Raw genomic sequence first — 1,857 nt, forward strand, 5'->3', positions numbered from 1 at the left:
CTGCCCCCGCGACGTCCGGCGCGCGGACCGCCGTGGCCGGCTGCGACGTCGAGCGCGTCACCTACCTGCCGGACGAGCCGCCCGCGCTGGGCCGCCTCGGCGCGCGGCAGGCGTGGGAGCGCGCGACCGGCGCCGGGGTGACGGTGGCCGTCGTGGACTCGGGCGTGGACGTGCGCAACGCGCACCTCACGTCCGCGGTGGTCCCCGGGGCCGACGTCGTCGGCATGGGCGGCGACCCGAGCGGCTGGTCCGACAGCGCGGGGCACGGCACCGCCGTCGCCGGGATCATCGGGGCGCGTCCGGTCGCCGGGTCGGGACTCGTCGGGCTGGCACCGGAGGCCACGATCCTGCCGGTCCGCATCTACTACGACGACAGCGACCAGGGCGCCGCGGCCGGGGTCGACGTGCAGACGGGTCGGATCGCCCAGGGCATCCTGTGGGCCGCCGAGAACGGCGCGCAGATCATCAACGTCTCCATCAGCAGCACGACCGACGACCCGGCCCTGCGGGACGCGGTGCGGGTGGCGACCGAGCGCGGGTCACTCGTGGTGGCGAGCGCCGGGAACCGGGCGACGGCGGAGGACACCTCCGACTCGCCCCGGTACCCGGCGGCCTACGAGGAGGCGCTCGCGGTCACGGCGGTCGACGCGGGCGACAGCGCGACCCAGGACGCCATCCACGGGCCGCACGTCGAGATCGCGGCGCCCGGCACCGACGTCATCACGACCTACCACGCCGCGGGGGACTGCGTCCTCGGCGGCGAGGTCTCCACGAGCTACGCGACGGCGTACGTCAGCGCGGCCGCCGCGCTGGTCGCGCAGGCGCACCCGCAGGAGACGCCGGCGCAGTGGGCGCACCGGCTGATGGTGACGGCGGCGCGGTTCACCGTCGACCAGCGGGACGACTGGGTCGGCTGGGGCGTGGTGCGCCCGCCCGCCGCGCTGACGTTCGTCGACGACGGGTCCGCGCCGGGGCCGCCCAGCCCGGTCCACGAGCGTCCCGCCGTCGAGGTGCCGCCGCCGGCCGAGCTGGAGCTCGGCGCCCACGAGGACGTCCTCGCGCCCGTGCAGGCCGCGTCGTCCTGGTGGGCGCTCGCCGGCCTCGGGGCGTGCGTCGGGGCGCTGATCGTCTCGCGGCTCACGACGCGGCGGCGGCGTCGGGTGCCGGCCTGAGGCGAACGAGGCGTCCTCCCGGCTCAGGTTCCGTCCCCGACGTGCCGATATGTCAGGCAGGCCTCGACCCGGGGTGGTCCCGGCCTGCCCGCGCGAGGCGGTGGTCACAATGTCAACGACGCGCACAGGAGTGATGACACCGATGGCGACGCCCGGATCCGTGCCCGCGAGCATGGGCAAGCGACTGCTGGCGGCCGTGATCGACGGCGCGGCGGCCACGGTCCTGGGCGGCGCGTTCGTCGTCGCCGGCACGATGTCCTCGCTGCGCGAGCTCTCGGAGGCACCCGGTGGGGCGGTCTCGCCGCTCGTGCTGGTCGGCGCGCTGCTGCTGCTGGGCCTGGGCGTCGTCCAGTGGTGGTTCCAGGGCACGCGCGGCTACACGATCGGCAAGCGCCTGGTGGGCCTGAGGACGCTCTCGGCCGAGACGGGGCGGCCCATCGGGATGGGCCGCGCGCTGGTGCGGCTCCTGGTGCCGGCGGCGGGCTCGCTCGTCCTCGGCGTCGGTCAGGCCCTCGTGTACGCCTCGCCCTTCTTCGACGCGTCCGGTCGGCGGCAGGGATGGCACGACAAGGCGGCCGGGTCGATGGTGTTCGACGTCGCCGTGGGCGTGGACCCCGCCGCGGCGCCCGCCGCCCCCGACGTCGCGCGGCGCATCGACGGGCTGCTGGCCGGCCCCGGCGCGCCG

At 76.8% G+C, this 1,857-nt stretch carries 2 protein-coding genes; both read left to right on the forward strand.

The features are described 5' to 3' along the window. A partial coding sequence (locus IDM29_RS16560; protein WP_188037822.1) for a S8 family serine peptidase occupies positions 1 to 1,172 on the forward strand: 1,172 nt, incomplete at its 5' end. A gap of 142 nt (positions 1,173 to 1,314) precedes the next feature. Next, positions 1,315 to 1,857 (forward strand): RDD family protein (locus IDM29_RS16565; RefSeq protein ID WP_188037823.1); only part of this gene is annotated, 543 nt, incomplete at its 3' end.

Origin of the sequence: Actinotalea sp. JY-7885 (assembly GCF_014525465.1) — a bacterium.
In the GTDB taxonomy this organism is placed as follows: Bacteria; Actinomycetota; Actinomycetes; order Actinomycetales; family Cellulomonadaceae; genus Actinotalea.